General features: G+C 60.2%; 24 protein-coding genes, 1 riboswitch and 1 other annotated feature. Of the genes, 21 read left to right on the forward strand and 3 right to left on the reverse strand.

The window, feature by feature from the left end; translation table 11 throughout:
• Positions 1-47 precede the first annotated feature (47 nt).
• Positions 48-285, reverse strand: a binding site (T-box leader).
• A 153-nt stretch (positions 286-438) separates the two neighbouring features.
• From ACEVJL_RS05315 to ACEVJL_RS05330, 4 genes are read left to right on the forward strand one after another with little or no spacing between them, the layout of a single operon-like run.
• Positions 439-1356 (forward strand): ketopantoate reductase family protein, encoded by a 918-nt coding sequence (locus ACEVJL_RS05315; RefSeq protein WP_374737118.1) that lies wholly within the window; start codon positions 439-441, stop codon positions 1354-1356.
• Positions 1353-1838: an NUDIX hydrolase gene (locus ACEVJL_RS05320; protein ID WP_110441356.1), complete on the forward strand. Its 486-nt coding sequence runs from the start codon at positions 1353-1355 to the stop codon at positions 1836-1838. The genes ACEVJL_RS05315 and ACEVJL_RS05320 overlap by 4 nt, the downstream gene beginning before the upstream one ends.
• Positions 1835-2716, forward strand: a complete 882-nt coding sequence (locus tag ACEVJL_RS05325; protein WP_325208113.1) for an aldose 1-epimerase family protein — start codon at positions 1835-1837, stop codon at positions 2714-2716. The genes ACEVJL_RS05320 and ACEVJL_RS05325 overlap by 4 nt, the downstream gene beginning before the upstream one ends.
• Positions 2717-2730: 14 nt before the next feature.
• Positions 2731-2973 carry a hypothetical protein gene (locus ACEVJL_RS05330; RefSeq protein WP_008981950.1) on the forward strand — a complete coding sequence of 81 codons (243 nt, stop codon included), beginning with the start codon at positions 2731-2733 and terminating at the stop codon, positions 2971-2973.
• Between the two features lie 30 nt (positions 2974-3003).
• On the opposite strand, the gene ACEVJL_RS05335 is transcribed toward ACEVJL_RS05330, so the two are convergent.
• Positions 3004-4371 (reverse strand): MATE family efflux transporter, encoded by a 1368-nt coding sequence (locus ACEVJL_RS05335; RefSeq protein ID WP_008981951.1) that lies wholly within the window; start codon positions 4369-4371, stop codon positions 3004-3006.
• Between the two features lie 197 nt (positions 4372-4568).
• Here ACEVJL_RS05335 and ACEVJL_RS05340 point away from each other — a divergent pair, with 197 nt between their 5' ends.
• The 11 genes from ACEVJL_RS05340 (at position 4569) to ACEVJL_RS05390 (ending at position 15654) form a co-directional block, all read left to right on the forward strand.
• On the forward strand, positions 4569-6560 hold the full coding sequence (locus ACEVJL_RS05340; protein ID WP_110441358.1) for a fructose-1,6-bisphosphatase: 1992 nt from the start codon (positions 4569-4571) through the stop codon (positions 6558-6560).
• Between the two features lie 119 nt (positions 6561-6679).
• Positions 6680-7531 (forward strand): aminotransferase class IV, encoded by an 852-nt coding sequence (locus ACEVJL_RS05345; RefSeq protein ID WP_302668068.1) that lies wholly within the window; start codon positions 6680-6682, stop codon positions 7529-7531.
• 72 nt (positions 7532-7603) lie between these two features.
• Positions 7604-7787: riboswitch (cobalamin riboswitch) on the forward strand.
• Between the two features lie 154 nt (positions 7788-7941).
• Positions 7942-8727 (forward strand): sirohydrochlorin cobaltochelatase, encoded by a 786-nt coding sequence (locus ACEVJL_RS05350; RefSeq protein ID WP_374737119.1) that lies wholly within the window; start codon positions 7942-7944, stop codon positions 8725-8727.
• The gene (gene cbiD / locus ACEVJL_RS05355; RefSeq protein WP_374737120.1) at positions 8717-9859 is read left to right on the forward strand and encodes a cobalt-precorrin-5B (C(1))-methyltransferase CbiD; all 1143 of its coding nucleotides are present in this window, start codon (positions 8717-8719) and stop codon (positions 9857-9859) included. The genes ACEVJL_RS05350 and cbiD overlap by 11 nt, the downstream gene beginning before the upstream one ends.
• Complete coding sequence (gene cobI, locus ACEVJL_RS05360; protein ID WP_374737121.1) at positions 9841-10533, forward strand: precorrin-2 C(20)-methyltransferase; 693 nt, start codon at positions 9841-9843, stop codon at positions 10531-10533. The genes cbiD and cobI overlap by 19 nt, the downstream gene beginning before the upstream one ends.
• A 12-nt stretch (positions 10534-10545) precedes the next feature.
• Positions 10546-11322 (forward strand): precorrin-4 C(11)-methyltransferase, encoded by a 777-nt coding sequence (cobM, locus tag ACEVJL_RS05365; protein ID WP_374737122.1) that lies wholly within the window; start codon positions 10546-10548, stop codon positions 11320-11322.
• On the forward strand, positions 11319-12317 hold the full coding sequence (locus ACEVJL_RS05370) for a cobalt-precorrin 5A hydrolase (RefSeq protein WP_374737123.1): 999 nt from the start codon (positions 11319-11321) through the stop codon (positions 12315-12317). The genes cobM and ACEVJL_RS05370 overlap by 4 nt, the downstream gene beginning before the upstream one ends.
• A complete protein-coding gene (gene cobJ / locus ACEVJL_RS05375; protein WP_110441364.1) occupies positions 12314-13048 on the forward strand; it encodes a precorrin-3B C(17)-methyltransferase in 735 nt (244 codons plus the stop codon). Before ACEVJL_RS05370 ends, cobJ begins: the two co-directional genes overlap by 4 nt.
• The gene (gene cobK, locus ACEVJL_RS05380; protein WP_374737124.1) at positions 13045-13773 is read left to right on the forward strand and encodes a precorrin-6A reductase; all 729 of its coding nucleotides are present in this window, start codon (positions 13045-13047) and stop codon (positions 13771-13773) included. Before cobJ ends, cobK begins: the two co-directional genes overlap by 4 nt.
• Before the next feature lie 19 nt (positions 13774-13792).
• Positions 13793-15010, forward strand: a complete 1218-nt coding sequence (cbiE, locus tag ACEVJL_RS05385) for a precorrin-6y C5,15-methyltransferase (decarboxylating) subunit CbiE (RefSeq protein WP_302668075.1) — start codon at positions 13793-13795, stop codon at positions 15008-15010.
• Entirely contained in the window at positions 15007-15654 is a 648-nt protein-coding gene (locus ACEVJL_RS05390) for a precorrin-8X methylmutase (RefSeq protein ID WP_374737125.1), read from the forward strand. The genes cbiE and ACEVJL_RS05390 overlap by 4 nt, the downstream gene beginning before the upstream one ends.
• A 164-nt stretch (positions 15655-15818) precedes the next feature.
• On the opposite strand, the gene ACEVJL_RS05395 is transcribed toward ACEVJL_RS05390, so the two are convergent.
• Both ACEVJL_RS05395 and ACEVJL_RS05400 read right to left on the reverse strand, forming a co-directional pair.
• Positions 15819-16742 carry a DNA/RNA non-specific endonuclease gene (locus ACEVJL_RS05395; RefSeq protein WP_374737126.1) on the reverse strand — a complete coding sequence of 308 codons (924 nt, stop codon included), beginning with the start codon at positions 16740-16742 and terminating at the stop codon, positions 15819-15821.
• Positions 16739-17128: a ribonuclease Z gene (locus ACEVJL_RS05400; protein ID WP_374737127.1), complete on the reverse strand. Its 390-nt coding sequence runs from the start codon at positions 17126-17128 to the stop codon at positions 16739-16741. Before ACEVJL_RS05400 ends, ACEVJL_RS05395 begins: the two co-directional genes overlap by 4 nt.
• Before the next feature lie 233 nt (positions 17129-17361).
• On the opposite strand from ACEVJL_RS05400, the gene feoB reads away from it, so the two are divergent.
• The 6 genes from feoB to ACEVJL_RS05430 all read left to right on the forward strand — a co-directional run bounded on the left by feoB (position 17362) and on the right by ACEVJL_RS05430 (position 25205).
• Complete coding sequence (gene feoB / locus ACEVJL_RS05405; RefSeq protein WP_235397427.1) at positions 17362-19770, forward strand: ferrous iron transport protein B; 2409 nt, start codon at positions 17362-17364, stop codon at positions 19768-19770.
• A gap of 30 nt (positions 19771-19800) precedes the next feature.
• The gene (locus ACEVJL_RS05410) at positions 19801-20604 is read left to right on the forward strand and encodes a Cof-type HAD-IIB family hydrolase (RefSeq protein ID WP_325208101.1); all 804 of its coding nucleotides are present in this window, start codon (positions 19801-19803) and stop codon (positions 20602-20604) included.
• A 280-nt stretch (positions 20605-20884) separates the two neighbouring features.
• Positions 20885-21496, forward strand: a complete 612-nt coding sequence (locus ACEVJL_RS05415; RefSeq protein WP_191905405.1) for a TetR/AcrR family transcriptional regulator — start codon at positions 20885-20887, stop codon at positions 21494-21496.
• 44 nt (positions 21497-21540) lie between these two features.
• Complete coding sequence (locus ACEVJL_RS05420) at positions 21541-23196, forward strand: efflux RND transporter periplasmic adaptor subunit (protein ID WP_374737128.1); 1656 nt, start codon at positions 21541-21543, stop codon at positions 23194-23196.
• 3 nt (positions 23197-23199) lie between these two features.
• Positions 23200-23958 carry an ABC transporter ATP-binding protein gene (locus ACEVJL_RS05425; protein WP_040648649.1) on the forward strand — a complete coding sequence of 253 codons (759 nt, stop codon included), beginning with the start codon at positions 23200-23202 and terminating at the stop codon, positions 23956-23958.
• On the forward strand, positions 23958-25205 hold the full coding sequence (locus ACEVJL_RS05430) for an ABC transporter permease (RefSeq protein ID WP_151075362.1): 1248 nt from the start codon (positions 23958-23960) through the stop codon (positions 25203-25205). Before ACEVJL_RS05425 ends, ACEVJL_RS05430 begins: the two co-directional genes overlap by 1 nt.
• Positions 25206-25213: the final 8 nt, after the last annotated feature.

Raw genomic sequence — 25213 nt, forward strand, 5'->3', positions numbered from 1 at the left:
CCTCCGCATTCCTTTCCAAAAAGCAAAAGCGGCCACATCCTATCAAACGATAGGACGAAGCCGCTAAACTCCGTGGTACCACCTAACTTCGCGCCGCTGCTGTGTGCGACGCGCACTCAAAACCCCGATAACGGTGGGCATCCGACCCCGCCTACTCAGCCAAAAAGCCGTTCAGCGAGATAGCTCGCGGGCGAGCTTCGGTCCTGAGTCCTCCCCGAGAGCTTACACCAGCCGCTCCCTCTCTGCGCGTTTTGGACTCGCCTACTACCCGGTCATTGCCATTTTAAGTTCTTCAACACTTTAATTTGTGTAAGTGATTTTCATCTTACCTCCATTCCTGCCGTTTGTCAATTCTTTTTTTCCCGGGCGGGCTGTGTTGCACCTGGCCGCCTCAGCGTGGTATACTGGAAATAAATTATACACTGCTTGGAGGCTTTTATGAAGTACCTTGTATACGGCGCCGGCGGCACGGGAGGCTGTCTGGCCGCCTTCTTGGCCATGAGCGGAAAGGATGTCTCCCTCATTGCCCGGGGCGCCCACCGGGATGCCATTGAAGAAAACGGCCTGGTGCTGGAAACCGGCCACGGTACCTTTGCCGTCCCCATTCCCGCATTTGAACAGGAACACTATGAGCAGCAGCCCGACGTTATTTTTGTCTGTGTCAAGGGCTACTCTCTGGAGGGCATCTTCCCCACCCTGGAGCGGCTGTGCCGCCCGGAGACCATCGTGATCCCTATTTTGAATGTGGTAGGGACCGGCGGCGCCATGCAGCCTCGCCTGCCCCAGTCTCTGGTCACCGACGGATGCGTGTACATTGCCGCCGAGATCAAAGCTCCCGGAGTGGTGCACATGAGCGGAGACATCTTCCGTGTGGTCTTTGGCCCCCGCACTCCTGAGGAGTACCGCCCGGAGCTGGAGCAGGTGGCGCAGGACCTCAACGAGTGCGGCGTGGAGGCCATTCTCTCGGACAACATCCAGCGGGATGCTTGGATGAAGTTCTCGGTGGTCTCCTCCATGGCTGCCTGCGGGATCTTCCATGATGTGAAGGTGGGCGCTATGCAGCACCCCGGCCCTGTCCGGGACGATTTTGCGGCCTTTGTCAATGAGATCGGCGCTCTGGCTGCTGCCATGGGTTTTCCTCTGGGAGACGACTTGGCAGAGCGCAACCTGGCCATTCAGGACGCCCTGGACCCCGACGCCTCCACCTCCCTTAAGCGGGATCTGGATGCCGGAAAGCCCTCTGAGGTGGACGGTCTCATTTTTCAGGTGGTGCGCCTGGGCCGGCAGTACGGCGTGCCCACCCCCCGGTATGACGCGGTAGCCGCCAAGCTGGGCTACGTGGAGGCCGCACAATGATCAATACCACTTTATGCTACATATCCCGGGGCGAGGACTACCTCATGCTCCACCGGGTGAAAAAGGAAAACGACCTCAACCACGACAAGTGGATCGGCATCGGGGGAAAGTTCGAGGACAAGGAGAGCCCCGAGGACTGCGTGCTGCGGGAGGCAAAGGAGGAAACCGGCCTGACCCTCACCTCCTACCGCTACCGGGGGATCGTCACCTTTGTCTCTGACCGCTGGCCCACCGAGTACATGCACCTGTTTACTGCCGACGGCTTCACCGGCACGCTGAAGGAGTGCGACGAGGGCGTGCTGGAGTGGATTCCCCGCAAAAAACTGTTGGAGCTGCCCCACTGGGAGGGAGACGCTATCTTTCTGGATCTCATCGCCCAAGAGGACACCCCCTTCTTCTCTTTGAAACTATGCTACCGTGGGGAGGAGCTGATGGAAGCTATTCTCAACGGAACCTATATCAAAGGAGGACCTTCTCTATGATCGTCACCATTCAAAATGAATGTCTCACCGTAGACATCGAGGACCTGGGCGCTCAGCTTGCCTCGGTACGCAACCACCACGGCACGGAGTACCTGTGGCAGGGAGACGCAGACATCTGGGCTCGGCGCGCTCCCATCCTCTTTCCCGTGCTGTGCGGTCTGAAAGACAACACCTACCTGCTGGATGGCGTCCCCTATCACATGAACAAGCACGGCTTTGCCCGGGACTGCGTGTTTGAGGTCGTGGAACACACAGACACCAAGGTCTCCTTCCGCTTGACCGACAACGAGGAGACCCGGCGCATGTATCCCTTCTCCTTCACGCTCACGGTCACCTATACACTGGAAGAGAACCGTTTGATCAAATGCCACCGGGTGGAAAACCGCTCGGAGCAGGTGATGTACTACGAACTGGGCGTCCACGACGGCTTCCGTGCTCCCCTGGAGGAGGGGGAGACCATGGGACAGTATGCCATCCGCCTGCCCGGTCTGGAGGATACCATCGAGCCCTATGGACTCAATGAGCAGTCCCTGGTCACGCCTAAAAATGGCGCCATTTCTCTGGAAAACGGACGCATCGCTCTTGACCCCACCACGTATCATCTGGATACCGTGATTCTGGATCAGCCTCCTCAGGCCAGAGCCGTCCTGGTGGACGGACAGGACCGTCCCCGGGTCACTGCGGACTTCGCCGATTTTCCCTATCTGGGAATCTGGACCCAGGCCAAGCCCTTTGACACCAACTACGTGTGCATTGAGCCCTGGTCCACCCTCCCCGATGCCACCTTTGTGGGCCGTGAACTGAAAGACAAGGCAGGTATCCGCAGCCTGCAGCCCGGCGCCTGGGAAGAGCTGTCCTACACCGCTACCTTTACCTGAAAGGAGTCCTGTGGATGAAACCGGAATATGTCAACACCTTCGGCCTGCGCAAGGTCAGCGACAAGCAGGGTGAGATTTTGGAGATCACTCTGGACGCCTCCTATAAATATATGGAAAATACGGTGACAGTTACCACAAACGGACTGGAGAACATCGCCACCCCCAACACCGAGCAGGTGGCCTCCATGGTGATGAACCGCCAGAGCGCCATTTCCTTGCGTAATCTGCTCATTCAGACTCTGGACGGAGAAAACTAAAAAATGGGACCGCCTCGGCGGTCCCATTTTTTATTGATCTTTTGCGGTAGGAAGCAGCTTTTTGCGCCGGCTCAAAAACAGGGTCAGGGTCGTCGCACTGGCCAGAGCATCCGCAATGGGCTCAGCGGCGTAGATTCCCATGACGCTGCCCGTCACCCGGGGCAGAATAATAGCCAGGGGAACCAGCAGGATGACTTTACGCAGCAGGGCCAGGAACAAGCTGGTACGGGCCTGGCCCAGAGCCATAAAGGTGGTCTGGCAGGCCAGCTGAGCGCCAAAGGCCCAGATGCCGCCAAAGAAGATGGGCATGACCCGGCTTACCAGGTCAATGAGTTCCTGCTGAGGGGTAAAGATCCGGGCCAGCATTCCCGGGAACAGAGCCACCACCACAAAGGAAACACAGGTCACAGTCAAGGTAACGGTGAGTAGCCGCTTGAAGGTCTGGCGCACCCGCAGATAGTTCCCCGCTCCGTAGTTGTAGCTCATGATGGGCTGGGTGCCCTGGGTAATACCCTGAGTGGGCAGAACGATCATCTGCATGATGGACTGCATGATGGTAATGGTACCTACATACAGGTCACCGCCGTAGGTCTGCATACCGGTGTTCAGAACCACGGTCACCAGGCTCTCCGTAGACTGCATAATAAAGGGAGCCACGCCCAAACCGGCCACCCGGCCTACTACCTTGGGCTCCAGGCGCATATTTTTCTTCCGGATCCGCAGGCCGCTGCGGCGGCTGCACAGGAAGCCTACCACCCAGGCTGCACTTACCGCCTGAGAGAGAATAGTGGCAAGAGCTGCACCCTTCACTCCCATATGCAGACCAAAGATAAATACCGGGTCCAGGCAAATATTCAAGACCGCGCCGATGAGCACGCTGAGCATAGCCACCAGGGCCTTACCCTGGGCACTGATAAAGGTATTCAGTCCCAGAGCCAGCTGGACAAAGATGGTACCGATGAGGTAGATGCCGATGTAATCCATGGCATAGCCGATGGTATTTTCCGAGGCGCCGAAGGCATAGAGAATGGGTTCTTTGAAGATGCTGAATCCCACCGTAAGAGCTACCGCGGCAATCAGCAGCAAAGTCAGAGAGTTGCCCAGGATTTTTTCCGCCTTCTCCCGGTTGCCCGCACCCAGCTGGATCGAGGCCAAGGGCGCGCCGCCCTGGCCGGCAAAGGCGGCAAAGGCAGATACCAGCATAATAATGGGGAAGGTGACGCCCACGCCGGTGAGCGCGATGTCTCCCACCTCCGGGATGTGGCCGATGTAGATTCGGTCCACAATATTATAAAGCATATTGATGACCTGAGCCGCTACCGCCGGTACCGCCAATTTCAGCATCAACGGGCCGATGGGGGCATTGGCCAGGCGTTCTTCGTCACGGGTCTGCGCCAAGGGAACTCACTCCTTTTTTAAGATGGTTCATTATAGCACAAAATTCTCAGAGTGAAAAGATAGCGCATATCTTTTCTCTTAGCACCTCTTTATCCTATTTAATTTTTTGTTAAAGAGCGCCAACACACTTGCAAGCATCGACTAAATGTGAAATAATGTGTTCGCGTCTAATTCTCGCACTTGAAGGAGGTTTTGAAATGAAGCGGAAAAAGTCATTTTCTCAGGAAGAACTACGTTATCTGAAATTGTTGGCTCAGCAGTACCCCACCGTACAGGCCGCCAGCAGCGAGATTATTAACCTTCAGGCCATTTTGAACCTGCCGAAAGGCACCGAGCACTTCATCTCCGACGTCCACGGAGAGCACGAGGCCTTTTTACATATTCTCAACTCCTGTTCCGGTGTCATCCGGGAGAAGGTAGACGACCTGTTTGCCTCCACCATCTCCAAGGGAGAGCGGGACGAGCTGGCCACCCTCATCTACTATCCGGAGGAGAAGCTGGAACAGCTCCACCGCCAGATGAAGGACATGGATGAGTGGTACCGCATTACCCTCCACCGCCTCATCGAGGTGTGCCGCTTTGTCACCTCCAAATATACCCGCTCCAAGGTGCGCAAAGCCCTGCCCAAGGATTACGCCTACATCATTGACGAACTCATCCACACCAACTACGCCGAGGCCGACAAGCGGGACTACTTTGAAAATATCATCTCCACCATCATCGACCTGGAGCAGGCCGACGGCTTTATCGAGGCGGTCTCCGCCGTCATCAAGCGCATGGCCGTGGATCACATGCACATCGTAGGCGATATCTTTGACCGCGGTCCCCGGGCGGACATCATCATGGACTCTCTGCTGGATTACCACAGCGTGGACATCCAGTGGGGCAACCACGACATTCTCTGGATGGGCGCCGCCTCCGGCTCCCGCACCCTGGTAGCCACTGTGCTGGCCAACTCCATCCACTACAACAATCTGGAAGTAATCGAGACGGGCTACGGCATCTCCCTGCGCCCCCTGTCCGTCTTTGCCAACGAGGTATATAAGGACTGCGACGTCCACCGCTTTGCCGTCAAGCTCACCGGCCCCGACGCCGACCAGTACAGCGAGAAGGACAAGCTCCTCTCCGCCCGGATGCACAAGGCCATCACCATCATCCTCTTCAAGCTGGAGGGCCAGAAGCTGCTGCGCCATCCCGAGTATGGCATGAGCGACCGCCTGCTGCTGGACAAGATCGACTACGCCAACAAGTGCATCACCATTGGAGACACTACCTATCCCCTGGAGGACGTGGACTTCCCCACCGTGGACCCCAAAGACCCCTACGCCCTCACCCCCGAAGAAGATACGGTCATCAATCAGCTCACCGCCTCCTTCCTGCGCAGTGAGAAGCTGCAAAAGCACATCCGCTTCCTCTACTCCAAGGGCAGCCTCTATAAGGTCTTCAACGGAAACCTTCTCTTCCACGGCTGTATCCCCATGACGGCGGATGGGGAGCTGCTCTCCTTCCAGATCGGCGGCAAGGAGCGGAAAGGACAGGAGTTCCTGGACTACGCCGACACCGCCGCCCGCCAGGCCTACTACCACAAGCTGGGCACCCCGGAGCGGCAGCTGGGCATGGACTTTCTCTGGTTCCTCTGGGCCGGGCGCAACAGCCCCATCTTCGGCCGGGACCGGATGACCACCTTTGAGCGCCGTCTCATCAAGGACGAGAGCGCCTGGACCGAGCCCAAGAACCCCTACTACACCTATTATCAAGACCCCGCCGTGTGCGATATGCTCCTCAAGGAATTTGGCCTGGAAGGCCCCCACTGCCACATCATCAACGGCCACATCCCCGTCAAATCCAAGAAGGGCGAGAGTCCCATCAAGGGCGGCGGCAAGCTTATCGTCATCGACGGCGGCTTCTGCAAAGCCTACCAGCCCACCACCGGCATCGCCGGCTACACCCTCATCTACAACTCCTGGGTGCTGCGCATCGTCTCCCACGAGCCCTTCTGCGGTCGGAAAACCGCCATCGAGAAAAACATGGACATTGCCAACAGCTCCCGGGTCTTTGAGCGTATGGACACACGCATCAAAATCGCGCAAACTGACATCGGCGCCAAACTCCAAGCTCAGGCTGATGCCCTGCGGGATCTGCTCAGCGCCTACAAAGCCGGCGCCGTCCCCGAGGACCACCGGGAATAACGCTTTACTTTGCCCGCCAGGTCTGCTATGCTAGGGGCAGAAGGAACTGGCCTGCGATAGCCCCTGGAACACTCTGCTCCGGGTACATATCAGGACACATTGGAAAGGATCGAGAAACCATGTGGAAAAATGTAGGATATTATAACGGAACCATGGGTCCTCTGGAGGAGATGACCGTCCCCATGGGGGACCGCGCCCTCTACTTCGGCGACGGTATCTACGAGGCCACCTGCGTGGCAAACCGTATTCCCTTCGCCCTGGACGATCACCTGGATCGGATGTACAACAGCCTGCGCCTGCTGGAGATCCCCTTCACCATGGAGCGCGACCAGGTCAAGGCCGAGCTGCAGAAGGTCATCGACGCCGCGGAGGACTCCCCCATCCACTTCCTGTACTGGCAGATCTCCCGTGGTGTTGCCATGCGCAACCACCCCTTCCCCGCCAATACGGAGCCCACTCTGCTCATCTATGTGAAGCCCCATACCATGAAGTCCATGGACAAGCCCTATAAGCTCATCTCCATGGAGGACATCCGCTTCAAGCTGTGCAACATCAAGACTCTGAACCTCATTCCCAGCGTACTGGCTAACCAGCGCGCCGTGGAGCAGGGCTGCGACGAGGCCGTCCTCCATCGGGGCAGCAGGGTCACCGAGTGCGCCCACAGCAACATCTCCATTCTGAAGGATGGGGTGCTCCAGACTGCCCCCACCGACGAGCTCATCCTCCCCGGCATCACCCGCAAGCACCTGCTGGCCCTGGCCAAGGAGCACGGCATCTCCGTTTTGGAGAAGCCCTTCTCCATGGTAGAGCTGATGAACGCCGACGAGGTCATCGTCACCAGCTCCAGCGCCCTGTGCATGAAGGCGGAGTCCATTGACGGCATCCCCGTAGGCGGCAAGGATCCCCAGCGTCTCAAGCTCCTCCAGGACGCCTATCTGGAGAAGTTCCAGCGGGAGACCCAGCCCAAGTAATCCGGTTCTTTGGCCCGGCGCACTCTGCGCCGGGCCTTTTCGTTGACAGAGGGGCCAAGGTTGGGTACAATAAGAAAAAAATCGCCAGCGGGTGCCCGGAAGAAAAGGCCGGGAGAATAGGGAAGCGGGTGCAACGCCCGCGCGGGACCGCCGCCGTAAGGGGGAGGACCGCTCCAGCGCCACTGCAATGCTTGCGGGAAGGGGGAGCGGGCCGGGGAACCCAAGCCGGAAGACCTGCCCACTGACCCACACTGCCTGAGGCTGAAGGCAGGGCCTGCCGCTCCGGACGGACCAAACGGAGAGGCGGAAGACCACGGACCGCTATGCGGCCCGTCTTTTGTGTTGTCTTTTGCGCCCCTTCTCCCCTCAGGAGGAGGGGCGCGCTGGCTTGTTCCAAGGAGGATTTTACCATGAAGGAAGCGCTGTTGACGGTGAGCTTCGGCACCGCAGTGGAGCAGGCCCGTCAGGCGGATATCTGCGCCGTGGAGCGCGCCGCCGCTCAGGCTCTCCCCCACCTGCCCGCCTATCAGGCCTACACCAGCCCCACCATCCGCCGCATTCTGGCCCGGCGCGGCGTGGACATCCCCGGCTTTGTGCCTGCTCTGGAGCAGCTGGCCCAGGACGGCGTGGAGCGGGTCTATGTTCTGCCCACCCACCTGCTCCCCGGCTATGAGTATGACGACCTGCTGGAGGCATCCGGGCAGATGCGTTCCCAGTTTCAGCAGCTGCGTATGGCCCCCCCTCTGCTGGGAGACACCTGGGGTGTGCGGGCTCTGGCGCAAATTCTGTGTGACCGTTTCCCTTGCCAGGAGGGCCAAGCCGTGGTGCTGCTGGGCCACGGCACTGAGCACCCGGGCAACCTGGTCTATCCCGCCCTCCAGGGCGTGCTGGACTGGCTGGGCCGGGAGGACATTCTCATCGGAACGGTGGAGGGCTGGCCCCAGGCGGAGGACGTGCTGGAGCAGCTGAGCCGCCAAAACTGCCGCCGGGTCCTGCTGGCTCCCCTGATGCTGGTGGCGGGCACCCACGCCGTGGAGGACATGGCCGGCCCCGAACCCGAAAGCTGGAAAAACCGCCTGGAGGCCAGCGGCTATGAAGTGACCCCCATCTTTGAGGGGCTGGGCCGCCTGCCCCAGGTGCAGGAGATGTACGTCCACCGTCTCAAGATGCTTGTGGAGGAGAACCATGGCCTTTGAGCACTACGTCACCGCCGGTGGAAAACGCCTGCGCTGCGGCTACACCACCGGCACCTGTGCCGCACTGGCCGCTGCCGGAGCGGTACGGTTGCTGCTCACAGGCCGCCCGCCCGATCTGGTGGCTATTGACACCCCCAAGGGCTGGCGGGTGGAGGTGTCTCTCACCCAGCCTCAGCTGGGAGAGGGCTGGGCCCAGTGCGCCGTCATCAAGGACGGCGGGGACGATATCGACGCCACCCATGGTCTGCCCATTGTGGCCCGGGTAGCGCGGCAGGGTGGCGATACCATTACCATCCGCGGCGGAGAAGGTGTAGGCCGGGTGACACGGCCGGGTCTCGACCAGCCGGTGGGCGAGTGGGCCATTAACCGGGTGCCCCGCCAGATGATCACCCAGGCGGTGGACCGGGAGCGGAAGGCACTGGGCTGCACCGATGGATTTTTGGTAACTATCTCCGTCCCCGGCGGGGAAGAGGCCGCTCAGCGCACCTTCAACCCCCATCTGGGCATCGAAGGCGGCATCTCCATTTTGGGCACCTCCGGCATTGTGGAGCCCATGAGCGTCCAGGCCCTGGTGGACACCATGGCTCTGGAGCTGCGGCAGGCGGCGCTTCACAGCGACGGCCGCCTGGTGCTGGTGCCCGGTAACTATGGCCTGGACTTTTTAGCCCAGCATGACCTGATTCCCGAGAGCATCCCGGTGGTCCGGTGCTCCAATTTTATTGGCGAGGCTCTGGATCAGGCCCGTCTGGAGGGCTTTCGGGAAGTTCTGCTTGTGGGCCACATCGGCAAGCTGGTCAAGCTGGCCGGAGGCATCATGAACACTCACTCCCGCTGGGCGGACGGCCGCCGGGAGTTATTCTGTGCCCACGCCGCTCTGGCGGGCGCGGACCGAAACACTGCCCGGGCTCTTATGGACTGCCCCACCACCGACGGCTGTCTGGAGGTTCTGGACCAGGCAGGGCTGCGGGAGGAAGTTTTGTCCTCCCTGCTGGAGGCCATTCAGGGACACCTGGACCGGCGCTTCGGCCCGGAAGGGACGGTGGGTGCCGTCCCGTTTAGCAATCAATATGGCCTTCTCGGCCTGACCCCCAAGGGGAAGGAGTTAACAGATCGATGGAACAACAGAAATTAGGAACCTTTTACGGCGTGGGAGTTGGCCCCGGCGACCCGGAGCTGCTCACGGTAAAGGCCATCCGCACATTAGAAGCCTGTCCTGTGCTGGCCGCACCTCAGACGGCCTCCGGAGAGATGACAGCTCTGAACATCGCCAAGCAGGCCGCCAATCTGGAGGGCAAGACTCTCCTGCCCCTCCACTTCACCATGTCCCGAGACAAGGCCAAGCAGCACCAGACCCATGTGGAGGCCGCCCAGGCGGTGCGCTCTTATCTGGAGCAGGGTCAGGACGTGGCCATGGCGGTGCTGGGAGATGTGTCGGTGTACTCCACCTACTGCTATTTGATGGATCTATTAAAGGATGAGTTCCCCTGTGTCATGGTACCGGGGGTGCCCGCCTTCTGCGCGGTGGCCGCCCGGCTTGGCCGGAGCCTGACCACCATGAACAGTCCCCTGCACATCCTGCCCGGAGGCGGCGAAGGTCCCGGGGAGACGTTGGACCTGCCCGGAGCCAAGGTACTGATGAAGTCGGGGCGCAACTTTCCCCAGGTTCTGGACGCTCTGGAAGCGCGGGGCCTGCTGGAACAGGCGGCCATGGTGGAAAACTGCGGCCTGCCCGGAGAGCGGATCTGCCCCTCTCTGGAGGAGAAACCCAAATCCAGTGGGTATTTTACTACGATTATTATACCGTAAGGAGGGAAATCCATGGTCCATTTTGTGGGTGCCGGCCCCGGCGGGCCCGATCTCATCACCCTGCGAGGGGCTCAGCTGCTGGGTGAGGCCGACTGCGTCATCTACGCGGGTAGCCTGGTAAACCCCACTCTGCTGGCTATGACCCGTGAGGGCGCCTCCATTTATAACAGCGCCCAGATGACCCTGGAGCAGGTGCTGGCCGTCATCAGAGAGATGGAACAAAGCGGCAAGACCACGGTCCGGCTCCACACCGGCGACCCCTGTCTGTACGGTGCCATCCAGGAACAGATGGACCAGCTGGACGAGCTGGGCATCTCCTGGGATGTGACCCCCGGTGTGTCCTCCTTCTGCGGGGCCGCGGCGGCGGTAGGGACCGAGTACACCCTGCCCGGGGTGAGCCAGAGCGTCATCATCACCCGCATGGCGGGGCGCACTCCGGTGCCCGAGCGGGAATCTATTGCCGCTCTGGCCGCCCACGGAGCTACCATGGTGATTTTCCTGTCCGCGGGCATGCTGGAGGGACTATCCTCCGAACTGCTCAAAGGCGCCTATACCCCGGACACCCCCGCCGCCCTGGTGTACAAGGCAACCTGGCCAGAGGAGAAGGTGGTGCGCTGTACCGTAGGCACGCTGGCCCAGGCGGGACGGGAACACCAGATCTCCAAAACTGCCCTGGTGCTGGTGGGGGACTTTTTGTCCCACAGCTACCAGCGCAGCCTTCTCTACCACCCCGGCTTTACCACCGAATTCCGGCAGGGGGATGGCTCCCTGGATGGAGCGGCACTATGAAGCTGGAACTGATCGCCTTTACCCAGCGTGGCAATGCCTTGTCAGAGCAGTTGGCCAAAACTCTGTCCGACCACGGACACCAGGCTGCCTGCACCCGGGATGGGCTGAAGGCAGAGGAATGGGCAGAGCGGGCTTTCTCCCGCTCTGAGGGACTCATTTTTGTGGGGGCAACGGGCATTGCGGTTCGTTCTATTGCCCCTCACCTGCGCCATAAGAGCACCGACCCAGCGGTGGTCGTGGTGGACGAGGGAGGACAGTTTGTCATCCCCATTCTCTCCGGCCATCTGGGCGGAGCCAACGATCTGGCCCGGGAGATTGCTGCTTTGATCGGTGCTGTCCTGGTCATTACCACGGCCACCGACGTAAACGGAGTGTTCGCCGTGGACCAATGGGCCCGGCGGCAGGGGCTGATGGTGTGCAATCCGGAGCGAATTTTGTCCGTCTCTTCCCGGCTGCTGGCTGGAGAGACGGTGGGATTTTTCTCCGCCTGGCCCATTGCCGGGGAAGTACCTGCGGGACTGTGTCCGGTCTCCCGGGAAGACGCCCAGGTGGTGCTGGACCTGCACCGCCCGGAGGATGACGCCCTGTGGCTGTGCCCCAAGGGTGTGCGGGTAGGCATGGGCTGCCGGAGAGGAACTCCGGCGGCGGCTCTCCGCACTCTGCTGGAGGAAGTACTTACCCAAGAGGGTATTCCTGAAAAAGCAGTCTGCGCCTTATGTACCATTGATTTAAAGAAGGATGAACCCGGACTCCAGGAACTGGCCAGGGAGTTGAACGTGCCGCTGCTCACCTACTCCGCCCAGGAGCTGGCGCAAGTCCCCGGAGACTTCACCCCCTCTCCCTTTGTGGAGCAGGTTACCGGAGTGGACAATGTGTGCGAACGGGCGGCATTGGCCTCCGGCGGAACTCTGCTGCGGAAAAAGACGGCCAAGGACGGGGTCACAGTGGCCCTGGCCATGGAAGAACTTCATTTGACTTGGAAGGAGCACCTATGAAACGGTTGTATGTGGTTGGGCTTGGCCCCGGCGGAACGGACTATCTCACCCCCCAGGCCAGAAAGGCGCTGGAGGACTGTGAGGTGCTGTGCGGCTACACCACCTATATGGACCTGGCGGCCAACTTTACCGCTGGGAAAGAACTGGTCACCACCCCCATGACTCAGGAGCTGGAGCGCTGCCGTCTGGCCTTGGAGAAGGCCAACGAGGGAAAAACCACCGCTATGATCTGCAGCGGCGACGCGGGAGTGTACGGCATGGCGGGTCCGGTGCTGGAGTTGTCGGTCCAGTTCCCGGAGGTAGAGATCGAGGTGATTCCCGGGGTGACGGCAGCTCTGTCCGGCGCGGCGGTGCTGGGCGCTCCCCTGATGCACGACTTCGCGGTGATCTCTCTTTCTGACCTGCTCACTCCCTGGGATGTCATTGAAAAACGGCTGGACTGCGCCGGGGCGGGAGACTTTTCCGTGTGCCTCTATAACCCCATGAGCAAAAAGCGGCGGGACCACCTGCGCAGGGCCTGCGACATTCTCCTGAAGCACCGCACCCCCGACACCCCCTGCGGCTGGGTGCGGAACATTGGCCGGGACGGCCAGGAAAAGCGGCTGCTCACCCTGGCCCAGCTTCGGGATGCTGAGGTGGATATGTTCACCACCGTGTTTATTGGTTCCACCTCCACCCGTCAGATTGGGGAAAACTTGGTGACTCCCCGAGGCTACGAGGGGAAGAAATGAAGATTCTAATTTTCGGCGGCACCACCGAAGGACGGTTGCTGGCCCAGGCCCTCTCCCAGCTAGGACTGCCTGCCACGGTGAGCGTGGCCACCCCTCTGGGGGCACAGGAGCTGTCCGGTCTGCCCGGCATCACCCCTCTGGTGGGCCGGAAGACAGCACAGGAAATGGCAGAACTTCTAAAAAGTTTTGACCGCTGTGTGGACGCCACCCACCCCTACGCGGTGGAGGCGTCCCGGAATATCCGGACCGCCTGCCAGGCAGCGGAAGTACCCCTGCGGCGCCTTCTCCGGGCAGAGAGTTCCCACGAGACAGGCCACTGGGTGGAAAGCCCAGAGGAAGCTGCCCGGTGGCTGAGGGAACGCAGCGGTAATGTACTGCTGGCCATTGGCGCCAAGGGGATTGGCGCGTTCCAGGATCTGGACCGAGAGCGTCTTTATCCCCGGGTACTCCCGGTGGTGGAGAGCATCTTAGCCTGTCAGCAGGCCGGTATCCCCACCCGGAATATCATTGCTCTCCACGGGCCGTTCTCCCGCGATCTGAACCGGGCCATGTTGGAGCAGTACCAAATCCGGTATCTGGTGACCAAGGACGGCGGCCGGGCCGGAGGCTTTGAAGAGAAAGCCGCTGCCGCCCGGGAGGCCGGTGCGGAATTAGTGGTCATTGGCCGGCCCACAGAAACGGGCTGCACATTGGAAGAAATTTTGTCCTGGCTGACCCAGGAGTGATTGGAAGGAGCGAGCTTGGATGGAAGTGACGCTGGTGGGCGTTGGACTTGGGAATCCCTCCACCTTGACGGCGGGTGCGGCCGCCGCCTTGAAGCAGGCGGACGGGCTGATCGGCTCCCGGCGGCTGTTGGAGGAATGTCCCCTGCCCCAGTCGGTACCCCGAAAGTTTTCCACCAAATCGGCGGAGATTGTGGAAATTTTGAAGAAGCAATCCTGGCAGAACCCCTGCGTGCTGTACAGCGGGGACACCGGATTTTACTCCGGCGCCCGCACGCTGGTTCCTCTTTTGGAGGCAGAGCACATTCCCTTCCAGGTGCTGCCGGGCATCTCCAGTCTGCAATATTTTGCCGCCCGGCTGGGCCGCTCCTGGCAGGAGTGGTCGGTGGTGTCTGCTCACGGCCTTAACTGCGACCCGGTGGGGGAAATTCTTGCCGCTCACGGCAAGCCGGTATTTTTCCTCACCAGCGGTGCGGAAGGAGCCGGCTCCCTGTGTGAACGCCTCACTCAGGCGGGGCTGGGCCACCTGACTGCCACGGTGGGACAGTCTCTCTCCTACCCCCAGGAGCAAATTCTTTCTGACTCTGTCTCCCGTCTGGCGGGACACGCCTTTGCTCCCCTCACCGTTCTGCTTGTGGAGGGATACACCAGCTGCCGTCCGGCCGGCTCCCAGGGCTTACCCGACGAGGTTTTCCTGCGGGGCGACGTCCCCATGACCAAGCAGGAGATCCGGGCCGCCGCCATCGGAAAGCTGGCGGTGCGGGACGGCGAGACCTACTGGGATGTGGGGGCAGGCACCGGTTCGGTATCGGTGGAGTTGGCCCTGTTGGCTCCCCACAGCACCGTGTGCGCTGTAGAGTGCGGGGGCGAGGCCTGTTCTCTCATCCGGGCCAACCGGGAAAAGCTCGGTGTCTACAATCTGGAGCTGACACATGGGCGCGCCCCGGAGGTTCTGGCCCAGCTGCCCGCCCCGGATGCGGTCTTTATTGGCGGCAGCGGCGGCGAGCTGCCCGCGATTCTGGAAGCGGCTCTGCGGAAAAATCCTGCTGCCCGGTTCTGCATCACCGCCATTGCGGTGGAAACCCTGGGCACGGCGGTAGCTGCCATGACCCAGCTTGGGATGGAGCCCCAGATCAGCCAGGTCACCGTGGCACGAAGCCGCGCAGCGGGTGAACTTCATCTGATGATGGGACAAAACCCGGTTTGGATCATCACTGGGCGAAAGGAGGCCCTGGTTTGAATTTGACCTTTCATACCCCCGGAGGCATCGAAGGAGAGAGCATGCGCATCATCCAGCAGGAGCTGGACGAGATGGGCATCACCCTGGACCCCGACTGCGCCGACGTGGTACGGCGTGCCATCCACACCACCGCCGACTTTGACTACGCAAAAAACCTGATATTCACTCCCGGAGCAGCGTCGGCAGGCGCAGCCGCCCTGCGCTCCGGTACGCCCATCGTTACCGACACGAACATGGCCCGCTCCGGTATCAATCAGAAGGCCTGCATCCAGTTTGGGGTGGAACGGTTCTGCTATATGGCTGATCCAGAGGTGGCTCAAGCCGCCAAAGAGCACGGCACCACCCGGGCGGTGGCAGCGGTAGACCGCTGGGCTCAGGAGCACCCCAACGCCATCTTCGCCGTAGGCAACGCCCCCACAGCGCTGCTGCGCATGTGCGAGCTGATGGAGGCGGGCAAGCTCCGTCCCTCCCTGGTGATTGCGGTCCCGGTTGGTTTTGTAAATGTGGTGGAGAGCAAGGAGGCCATGCTGGAGCTGTGCCGAAAACTGGAAGTGCCCGCCATTGTGGCCATGGGCCGTAAGGGCGGCTCTACGGTGGCAGCGGCCATCTGCAACGCCCTGCTCTACCGAACCTTTGAACGATAAAAAAACGCGAAGTCTGGCTATTCAGACTTCGCGTTTTTTCTGTTTCCTGAAAGGTTTCCGGCGTGTCACCAATCTCGCCTACCCCAAACATGCTTAGGGCGGGCAAGGGGCGAAGCGGAGCTTCGCCGGAAGTTCTTTGCCAAGCTTTCTTTCAAGAAAGCGGGTCAGGGTTTGCAGGTGCCGCAGGGGGAATATCCCTGGTCAATGAGAGACTGACGGGTGCCGGTGTAGTCCTGGCGGTTCTCCGGGCTCATGCTGGTGACTCCGGAGCAATCAGGCAGGTGGAACTTCTTGGAGTTGATGTTCAAAACATACTCCTGCTCCTGCTCTGCCGTGGAAGCATCACCGCCGGAGGTCTCCTCCGGCGCCGTACTGCTGTCGCTTCCGCTACTAGCGGGCGCATCCCCTTCCAGCCAGCTGTCGCCGGTGGCGTAGTCAATGGCCACGCCGGGCTGGACGTTATAGCAGTAGACATTGAAGCACACACCCTCGCCCTTGTCCTCCACAGACATGGCCTCCATCTGCACGCCGCTAGCCACCAGATTGTCCCCCTCAAAGATGGGGGTAACCCGGTAGAGAACGTGGTTTTCCGTCTCTTTTACGTAGTCAGCCACCAGATTTTCAAAGGGAAGCATGCCCTCCACATTTAAGTACCGGGTGCCGGTAATGAGGTTCTCCTTATTGGCATTCTCGGCGGTGAGCTGATAGCCAATGAGGTGACAGCGGTTATAGAGATACTTGCCATCCACGCAGTCGTATTTCACCGTCTGCCAGCCGGAGGGCTTCACCTGGCCGATGCTGCCCCGCTCCTCGGTGGGCATAGTGTCCAGCCCCACATTGGCGTAGGCCACGCCGCAGCGGCCCAGGCTGTCCAGGGGACTGTAAGTTTCAAAGCTTTCGGTGACCAACTCATCTTCGGTGAAGGTGGGCTGGTTGCCATTGAGCTCTACATAGGCTTGGCCGGAATAGGCCGGGATGCTGTCCAGCGTGGCACTGCTGCCGCCGCTTTGTGGCAGGGCTCCGCAGGCGGAGAGCAGCACGCTCATCAGCAAAAGAAGGGAAAGCAGGGCTGTATTCAGACGTTTCATCGGGTATAGACCTCTCTTGTGATCTTCTCATGGGAATAGCCGGGAAATTCCGTGCGCTCAGCCAGCTTCCACCCCTCGGGAGGCAGCTGGATGCGGACATCTCCGGGATACGCCCGGTTCCAGTGGTACAAAATGAGTTTGTCCGCCTGCTCTAGAAAGGGCTGGGGGGACAGGTCCTCCAGGAAGAAGATATCTTCCTCTCCAGGCTGCTCCACCACCTTCACCCCGTCCTTCGGAGCAAACTGCCGGGCTGTATAGGGGCTGACAGCCAAGAGCTGCGCTCCGCACAGATGAAGCATATCCTGGCGCACCAAGCGATCCTGGCTCTGGCGGCGGCGGTTGAACATCAGTCCGCCCCGGTCGTCGACACATAAGATCAAGATCACGGCCTGCGCCTCCTCTCAGCCCATCCTGACATGCGGGCAAAATTGCGGGTTAGGAGTGATTATACCACATTCCTCTTCTAGTTTCCAGTGGGTAACTGAGCACAATTTTCTCTCTTTCTATTCCGCTGATTGGCCAGAAAATGCCCCGCTTCCCTTGAAAAGTGCCCTTTCCTTGGGTAAAATATATGGTCGAAACAATTATGTTTTTGTTGCAAGCAGAGAGGACCGAGAATATGGAAGATAAGAAAAACGCCCCACGCACCCTTCAGGAGCTCTCCCCCGGTGAGAGCGGTATGATCCTGTCGGTGGGCAACCAGTCGGGCGCTGTGAAGCGGCGGCTGGTGGATATGGGCCTGACCCCCGGTACGATGGTGAAGGTAACCAAGATCGCCCCCCTGGGTGACCCGCTGGAGGTATCTTTGCGTGGTTATGAGCTGTCTTTGCGCAAGGACGACGCGGCCCAAATTCAGATGGGCGCGCCCCGGCGCATGACGCCCCCCAAGCCTTCAAACCGCAGCCAGGACCCGGAGGCCATCCGCCGTCAGCTGCGGGATCACGTCCACGAGCTGGAACATCACGGCCGGGACTACGACCACAACGCCCACGACAACCGCCCCATGAAAGTGGCTCTGGCGGGCAACCCCAACTGCGGCAAGACCACCTTGTTTAATGCCCTCACCGGTTCCAACCAGTACGTGGGCAACTGGCCCGGAGTGACCGTGGAGAAAAAAGAGGGCATCGCCCATCTGGGCGACCGGGAACTGACCGTGGTGGACCTGCCCGGCATCTACTCCCTGTCTCCCTACTCCATGGAGGAAATCGTGGCCCGGGACTTTATCATCGGCGAAGGCCCTGACGCCATCATCGACATTGTAGACGCCACCAACTTGGAGCGAAACCTCTACCTCACCGTACAGCTGCTGGAGCTGGAGCGCCCCATGGTGCTGGCTTTGAACTTTATGGATGAGGTCCACGCCCACGGCGACAAAATCGACATCGAGCGCCTGTCCCGAGAACTGGGTGTGCCGGTAGTCCCCATCACCGCCCGCACCGGTGAAGGTCTGGACGAGCTGCTGGAGGTGGCCCACCGGCAGATGCACCTGGGCTACACCTTTGAGCCGGACGACCTCTATGATGAATTCACCCACGACATCCACCACCGGATGGGCGAACTCATCCACGACGCGGCCTATGCCGCCAATCTCCCCGCCCACTGGGCATCCATCAAGCTGCTGGAGGGCGACGAGATTGTCTCTAAGGCCCTGAATCTGCCTCAGGATACCCAGAAAAAGCTGGACCAGATCATCGCCGAATATGAGGCCTCCAGCGATCTGGGCGACCGGGAGACTCTCATCGCCGACAGCCGCTACCAGTACATCGAACGGGTGGTCAAAGCTTCTGTGGTCAGAGGCCAGGCCAGCGGCCAGCCCACCCTCAGTCAGCGCATCGACCGCATCGTCACCGGAAAATACACCGCCCTTCCCCTCTTCCTGTGCGCTATGCTGGTGATGTTTGTCATCACTTTCGGCCCCTTCGGTTCCTGGCTTCAGGACGGAGTGAGCGCCCTCATTGATCTGTTCTCCGGCTTTTTGCGGGACACTATGACCGCCGGAAATGTCTCCCCCGTGCTCATCAGCCTGGTGTGTGACGGCATCATCGCCGGCGTAGGCGGAGTGCTCTCCTTCCTGCCCCAGATCGCCCTGCTGTTCTTCTTCCTGAGCTTTCTGGAGGACTCGGGCTACATGTCCCGGGCCGCCTTTATCATGGACCGGCTGCTGCGGCGGTTTGGTCTGAGCGGCAAGGCCTTTATCCCCATGCTGATGGGGTTTGGCTGCTCAGTGCCCGCCATTATGGGCGCGCGGACCATGGAAAATGAGAAGGACCGGCGCATGACCATCCTACTCATCCCCTTCATGTCCTGTTCCGCCAAGCTGCCGGTATACGGCATGATCGCCGGAGCGTTCTTCGGCCCCTGGGCAGGTCTGGTGGTCTTTGGCCTGTATGTCATCGGCATGTTGGTAGGCATTCTTTCCGGCATCTTCTTCAAGCACACCCTCTTTGCCGGAGAACCCGCTCCCTTCGTACTGGAGCTGCCCCCCTACCGCCTGCCCTCTATGGAAAACATCGCCACCCATGTGTGGCAGAAGGTAAAGGGCTTCCTCATCAAGGCGGGTACCCTCATCCTGCTGATGAGCATGATTTTGTGGCTGCTGCAGTCCTTCGACTTCTCCCTGCACATGGTGGATGACGCCTCCGCCTCCATGCTGGGCGTGATCGGCGGGTGGATCGCCCCCATCTTTGCTCCCATGGGCTTTGGTTTCTGGCAGGCGGCAGTGGCCCTGCTCACCGGCCTTATCGCCAAAGAGATGGTGGTCTCCTCCCTGTCTATGTTCTACGGCTTTGCCCTGACCGCTACCAGCGCCCAGGTGGCCGCGGCTATGACCGGCTTTACCCCCCTGGCTGCCTTCTCTATGCTGGTATTCATCCTGCTCTATGTCCCCTGTGTAGCCGCGGTGTCCACCCTGGCCCGGGAGATGCAGAGCACCAAGTGGACCCTCTTCTCCATCGCCTGGCAGCTTGGCGTGGCCTATGTGGCCTCCCTGCTGGTGCACACCATCGGTGTGCTGCTTGGACTGGGCTGAGATACACACCATATTAAGGAGGACCTTATCATGATCCGACTCATCGCCCTGGACCTGGACGGAACCCTGCTGGACCCGGCAGGCCAGATCACCGACGAGACAAAAGCCGCGATTGCTCAGGCCCGCCAAGCGGGTATCAAGGTGGTGCTGTCCACCGGACGCTCCGTACAAGAAGCTGCCGACTTTTCCGCCCAGGCCGGGTGTGACAATTTGTCTGTCTGCCTGGGAGGCGCCGTGCTGTCGGATAATGCAACCGGCGCCCACCTGCGGCGCTGGGATATTCCGGCGGACGTCAGCCGAAAGGCCCTGGAGCTTTGTCTGAATCGGGACATTGAACTGATGATCTTTGCCGGGGAGCAGATCGTACTGGACCCCTTCTCTCAGCAGTCCCTCTCCAAGACCTTCCCCTATCCGGTCTTTCATAACGCGGCGGTGGTATCCGAGGATCCCATCGCCTATCTGGAGGAGCACGACCTTCCGCTGACCAAGATCCACGGAGACTGGAATCGGCCGGCCTACCCCCTGGAGGAGCTCTCACAGCTCCAGGGCGTAGAACTCACCTCCTCCAACGATCACGACTTTGAATTGGTACCCGCCGGAGTCAACAAAGGCCGCACCCTGGCCCTGCTGGCTCTGCTGTGGGGGATTCCTCTGGACCAGTGCGCCGCGGTAGGCGACAGTGAAAACGACCTGGCTATGCTCCAGGCGGTAGGAACCCCCATCGCCATGGGCAACGGCTGCGAGGCTGTGAAAGCGGCTGCCCGCCATGTTGCCCCCGATAACGCCCACGAGGGCGTGGCTCATGCCATCCGCTGGGCCATGGAACAGCCTTAACCAAATGCGATCCCCAGACGGCGCGGAAAATTCCGCGCCGTCTTCTTTTTTCCCTTGACCTTCCCCCTGGTGGAGGGTATATGCTGAGCTAAGATTTTATGAAATTTTAAGGAAATTTTTTGAAATTTCTCACCTGCCTACGCTACACTGAGACGGAGCACGACAGCTTGGAAGTATGAACAAACTATGAATTGCTCCGTTGCCTCTTGACCGGGAAAACACAGGCGATTATACTATATGACAACTTGTCATATTTGTGTTTTTTGGGGGTATGTACACCGTGCCCAGCACAACATTTTTCCATCTGCCCCAGGCCAAGCGGGAAAAGCTCCTTCAATGTGCCCGGGATGAGTTCTCCCGGGTCCCCTTTGATGAGGCCTCTATCAACCGCATCGTCCATCAGGCCGAGATCTCCCGGGGCAGCTTTTATATGTACTTCACAGACAAAGCGGACCTGTTCCGCTATTTGCTTCAGTGCTATCTGGACGATCTGACCCAGCTGATGGTCCAGCTGCTGGACCGGGAACAGGGCGATCTCTTTGCCGCCTTTGAGTCCCTGTTCCAAGCCCTGGTAGAGCGGAGAGAGGATTTGGCTGCTCAGCAGTTTCAGGCTATCCTGCACCGCAATGCCGGTGTCCAGCAGGGAGCACTGCTGCGCTCGGCAGGCACCCACTCACTGTTTGCCGCCCTGTCTGACCACATCGATGCCTCCCGGCTGTCCATCCGCCAAGAGAAGGACCTGGAGGACATGTTCCATATTCTCATCAGCGTGACCGCGCCGGCACTGTGCGCCGCACTGTCCCATACAGACCCTCAGCCTGTATGGACCCGCTTCTGCGCCCAGCTGGACATTCTCCGCCGGGGAATGCTGGCCCGCCATGAGGCTACCTGACCCGTCACCCCTTCAATTTAACATACAGCAAGGAGTTCACTGCAATGGAAACAAAAGAACAACTGCAAACCGCTCCCGAGGTCCCCGTCATCGCGGATGCTCCCGAGCAGGACAGCACCCCGACCTGGAAAGCCCCCAAGAAAAAGCGCCGCTGGCCTAAAGTGGTCATCGCTGTGCTCCTGGTGCTGGCCGCCCTGTTCTTCTTCGTCATCCGGCCCATGCTGGGTGCGGGAAAAGAACTGCTGGCGGGCACCTACCTGACCAGCACTGCCCAGATGCAGGAGATGACCGTATCTGTCTCCAGCACCGGCACCATCCAGCCCATCGACTCCTACAACGTCAGCGGCATGGTCACCGGCGAGGTTCTGGAGGCCCCCTTTGAGGTGGGCGACCAGGTGGAAAAGGGCGACGTCCTCTACCGCATCGATCCCGGCAGTGCCGAGACCGCTCTGCAGCAGGCCCAGCTGTCGGTGCAGCAGGCCCAGCTCAACTACGACTCCATCGTAGACGGTCTCAACCCCAAGGCCTCCGGCGCCGGAGTTGTGCAGAAGCTGCACGTGAAGAAGGGCGATCTGGTATCTGCCGGCTCCCCCATCGCGGATATCTCGGATACCTCTACCATGACCCTTACCGTCCCCTTCCAGTCTGCCGATGCTCAGCGCATCGCCGTGGGCTCCTCCTCTCAGGTCACGCTGGCCGGTACGCTGGAGACACTCACCGGCACGGTGGAATCGGTGGCCAACGCTGATCTGGTGGGCAACGGCGGCGCTCTGGTACGCCAGGTAAAAATCCGGGTACAGAACCCCGGCGCTCTCACCACCTCTACCACAGCCACCGCCAAGGTGGGCAGCATCGCCTGCGCCGGCAGCGGCACCTTTGAGGCCAATCTCACCCAGACTGTCGTCGCTACCGGCAGCGGCGAGGTGGTCAGCCTGAACGTCTCCGCGGGCAGCCGGGTGTCCGCCGGTCAGGTGCTGGCCACGCTGGGCGGCTCCTCCGCACAAACCTCTCTGGAGAACGCCTCCATCTCCCTGCAGAATGCGCAGCTCTCTCTGCAGAACGCCCAGGATGCGCTGGACAACTACACCATCACCGCCCCCATCTCCGGCACCGTGATCGAAAAGAACTTCAAGGCCGGTGACACCATTGACAACAACAGCCTCACCGCCGCCGGCGGCACCCTGGCCGTTCTCTATGATATGTCTACCCTGACCTTTGAAATGAAGATCGACGAGAAGGATATCAACAAGGTCCAGGTCGGCCAGGAGGTCACCATTACCGCCGATGCGGTGGAAGGCGTCACCTTCTCCGGTGTGGTGGACACCGTCAACATCAACGGCACCACCGTCAGCGGCCAGACCAACTATCCCGTTACGGTGGTCATCAACGATCCTCAGGACCTCAAGCCGGGAATGAACGTCTCCGCCGACATCATTGTGGAGCGGGCCGGCACGGTTTTGTGCGTGCCGGTGGACGCTGTGAACCGGGGCAGCGATAAGCCCACCGTCCAGGTGGCCCAGGAGGGCGCTCTGGATGAAAACGGCAACGTGGTCGATCCCTCCAAGCTGGAGACCCGCGAGGTCACGCTGGGCCGCAATGATAACGACAACATCGAGATTACCAGCGGTCTCAGCGAGGGAGAAATCGTTGTGTGGGTCAACGAGGTCTCCAATCCCTTTGCCGCTATGATGGGGATGTAAGCCATGGGACACCTGATCGAATTTCAGCAGGTCTATAAGATCTATCCCATGGGCGATACCCAGGTGCGCGCTTTGGATGGGGTAAGCTTCTCCATCGACAAGGGCGAGTTTGTGGCCATCGTAGGCCAGTCCGGCTCCGGTAAATCCACTGCCATGAACATCATTGGCTGTCTGGACGTGCCCACCAGCGGACATTACTTCCTGGGCGGCGTGGATGTATCCACCATGGACGACGACCAGCAGGCGGTGATCCGCAACAAGATGCTGGGCTTTATCTTCCAGCAGTACAATCTGATTCCCAAGCTCAACGTGCTGGAAAATGTAGAACTTCCCCTTCTGTATGCCGGAGTTCCGGAACGGGAGCGGCGGGAACGGGCCCTCAGCGCGCTGGACCGGGTTGGATTGGCATCGAAATACAAAAACCGTCCCAACCAGCTCTCCGGCGGCCAGCAGCAGCGTGTATCCATTGCCCGGGCTTTGGCAGGCAACCCTTCGGTCATCCTGGCCGACGAGCCCACCGGCGCACTGGACTCCCACACCAGCCGTGAGGTCCTCTCCTTCCTGAAAAAGCTCAACCGGGAGGGCGACACCGTGGTACTCATTACCCACGACAACTCCATCGCCGTGCGGGCCAAACGCATTATCCGCCTTCAGGATGGAAAAATCATCTACGACGGCGACTCCAGCGATCCTCAGGCTGTGGTCCAGCCCAAACTGGACGAGGATGAGGACGAGGATCTGGACGAGGAGGTGAACGCCTGATGGGTGTGAAGCAATCCTTCTTCCTGGCCCTGAAGTCTCTGGCCACCAGCAAGATGCGTGCTCTGCTCACCATGCTGGGCATCATCATTGGCGTGGCCGCAGTCATTATCATCATCTCTCTGGGTGACGGCATGCAGAAGCTGATGAGCGACTCCTTTGACGAGCTGGGCGCCAACCTCATTCAGGTCACCGTTCAGTCCAGCGGCTCCTCCCGTGAGGTAGACACGGACGACATGTATGACCTGGTGGAGAAAAACCCCAAATACCTCACCGCCGTCAGCCCCTATATCACGGTCTCTTCCGCCTCTGCCCGTACCCCGGGCGACACCTTCACCCCCTACAGCGTGGTAGGTGTCAGCGAGGACTATGACGAAATTCGGGCGCTCACGGTGGAGCAGGGACGCTTCCTTCAGTATGTGGACGTACTCCGCTCTCAGAAGGTATGCGTGATAGGCTCCTACATCAGCAAGGAGTACTATAACGGCAATGCGCTGGGCAAGACCATCGGCCTGAGCGGCTATAACTACACCATTGTAGGCATCCTGTCCGAGAGCGCGGAGTCCCGCAAGAGCTCTGCGGATGATGTGATCATCATTCCCTACACCAACGCCCAGCAGCTTAACAGCGCCTTGAGCAGTGACACTGCCGGCGCCGGAGCAGGCGGCATGTCCTTCAGCATGGACAACTACATGTTCAGCGGCACCAGCAAGGACACCGCCACCGCCTCCCGCGGCATCATCGAAACCTTTTTGGATAAAGTGTATGGCGAGGACGGCAACTACATGGTGGTCACCTCGGCTGAGATGCTGGATATGATGAATACCATGATGGACACCATGATGGTGGTACTGGTGGCCATTGCAGGCATCTCCCTGCTGGTAGGCGGCATCGGTATCATGAACATCATGCTGGTATCCGTCTCGGAGCGCACCCGGGAAATCGGCATCCGCAAATCCCTGGGCGCCAAGCGCCGGGACATCCGCGGACAGTTCATCATCGAGGCTGGCACCACCTCTGCCATCGGCGGCCTGATCGGCATCGTGCTTGGCATCGTACTGGCTAAGCTAGCGGGCACCCTCATCGATGGTATGATGAGCTCTGGCTCCACAGAGTTTACCGCCGTGGTCTCTCTGGGTGCCATTGCCGTGGCCTTTGGCGTATCGGTGGGCGTGGGCATCCTGTTTGGCTACCTGCCCGCCAACAAGGCCGCCAAGCTCAACCCCATCGACGCGCTGCGCTATGAATAACAAGGAGG

It is taken from the genome of Flintibacter porci (assembly GCF_041925195.1).
In the GTDB taxonomy this organism is placed as follows: Bacteria; Bacillota; Clostridia; order Oscillospirales; family Oscillospiraceae; genus Lawsonibacter; species Lawsonibacter porci.